This window comes from Metaprevotella massiliensis (assembly GCF_900241015.1).
Genome location: NZ_LT965943.1, coordinates 1 through 1,938, shown reverse-complemented (window position 1 = coordinate 1,938; position 1,938 = coordinate 1). Strand labels below are relative to the sequence as shown.

Annotated in this window: 1 protein-coding gene and 2 pseudogenes; all 3 read left to right on the top strand. The window is 43.8% G+C overall.

Annotated features, from left to right (window positions below; translation table 11 throughout):
• Positions 1–128: pseudogene (locus C1709_RS01115) on the top strand (IS30 family transposase); the annotation flags it as partial.
• Positions 129–242: 114 nt separating this feature from the next.
• Entirely contained in the window at positions 243–1,778 is a 1,536-nt protein-coding gene (locus C1709_RS00855; RefSeq protein WP_102285055.1) for an IS1634 family transposase, read from the top strand.
• A 35-nt stretch (positions 1,779–1,813) separates the two neighbouring features.
• Positions 1,814–1,938 (top strand): annotated as a pseudogene (locus C1709_RS01110) (IS30 family transposase); the annotation flags it as partial.

Sequence of the window (1,938 nt, the reverse complement as noted above, 5' to 3'; positions counted from 1 at the left end):
TGGCGCATGCCGTGGTGCGGCTGCTTAGAGAGTCCCAATTGCCAGTCAGGACTATTACCACGGACAACGGAAGTGAGTTTGCAGCGCATGATATTATAGCAAGGGAACTGGGTACAACTGTTTATTTCCTGACTTCATCACTTTACTGCGCTGTCATATAGCCTGTATTGAAAATCAATTAGTTACATTATTTTGTAGGGTGACTTAGGGTGACGCAAACAGAAAATGCGTACCTTTGCACAATGTTTGTACGCAAGAAAATTAACCGTTCGGGAACCATCTGTGTCGTGGTTGTGAGCAAAGCTCATGGCAAATTCACAGAAGTGAAAAAGTTTGGCGTGGCAAAATCGGAAGAGGAGGCTGATGAGCTATTTCAAAAAGCCAAGCTGTGGCTTCATACTCATGATGGGCAGCAAGAGTTTGATTTTAACAATCTTCGTAGTAAAGTACTTGAGGAGACGACGCGAGTGGTGGAAAACATCGACTCTGTATTGATTAATGGTACTCAACTACTGCTCAATCAAGTTTATGACAGTATAGGCTTCAACCGCATACCCGACGAGATATTGCGTCACCTCGTCATTGCCCGTGTATCACAGCCTAAGAGCAAACTTGCAACAGTCGATTATTTGAAATCTTATTATGACGAGGATGTTGATCTTAACCACATCTACCGTTACATGGACAAGCTCTACAGCACGCAGATGGAACTGGCAGAGCAAATCAGTGTGAAACATACGCAGAAGATATTTGGTGGCAAGATAGGTCTGTTGTTTTACGATGTAACAACTCTGTATTTTGAAACATCCAAAACAGATGTACTGCGTGAGCCAGGGTTCTCTAAAGACGGAAAGACGGCAGAATCGCAAGTCGTACTCGGTCTGTTGGTTTCCGATGGCGGCTATCCATTGTCATATTCTCTGTTCAATGGCAGTCGGTACGAAGGCTTCACGATGATACCGATGATAGACGATTTCAAGCAACGTTTCACACTTGGAGATGACTTTGTCATCGTTGCTGATTCTGGTTTGATGAATAAGAACAATGTGGCACTGTTGCAGAAAGCCGGATACAAGTATATACTTGGCGCTCGCATAAGAAATGAACGAAATAACATCAGGCAATGGATCCTCTCATTGGACAAAAAGGATAATGCCAGCTATGAAATGGAGCGTCAAAATGGAGAACGGCTTATCGTATGCTATTCGGAGAGACGCGCAAAGAAGGATGCTTACAACCGCACCCGTGGTATTGCACGGTTAAGAAAAGCTTACAAAAGTGGGCGCATCACAAAGCAGCAGGTCAACAGACGTGGCTACAACAAGTTTCTTGAAATCAGCAAGGACATTGAGGTCACCATCAGCCGAGAGAAGATAGAAGAGGATTGCAAGTGTGATGGCTGGAAAGGATACATTACCAATACAGAACTTGACGCAGAGCGAGTCATTGCCCAATACAACGGACTATGGGTAGTGGAACGCTCCTTCCGCATCTCAAAAGGAACTTTGGAAATGCGTCCAATGTTTCATTTTACAGAGAGGAGGATTGAGGCACATGTGTGCATCTGCTTTATCGCTTATAAAGTATATAAGGAATTGGAGCGGTTAATTGCCATTAACAAAATCGCTATGAGTGTTGACCATGTGCTTGACACTGCAAAAACAGTCACAACCATCAGGATAAGGATGCCTGAAAATAACACCTATTTTACAAAAACGTTATTTCTTACCGAGAAACACCTCGCCATCAAGCCTCTTTTTCAAGTTGTCAATAAGTGAATTGTAATTTGGGTGACGCATTGATGAAGTCAGGAGAGGAAGGCATTAAGGTCTCCAAGTCTACTATCTATAATTGGATAGCAGCCAGTTCCCCGCACCGTAAGGATAATATCCGGAAACACCTTCGCCATGGCGGGCACAAGGGCAGGACATCTAATAT

Bases quoted from the DNA above. Each gene is read 5' to 3' on its own strand.
- C1709_RS00855 (WP_102285055.1), top strand. From the start codon at position 243: ATGTTTGTACGCAAGAAAATTAACCGTTCGGGAACCATCTGTGTCGTG.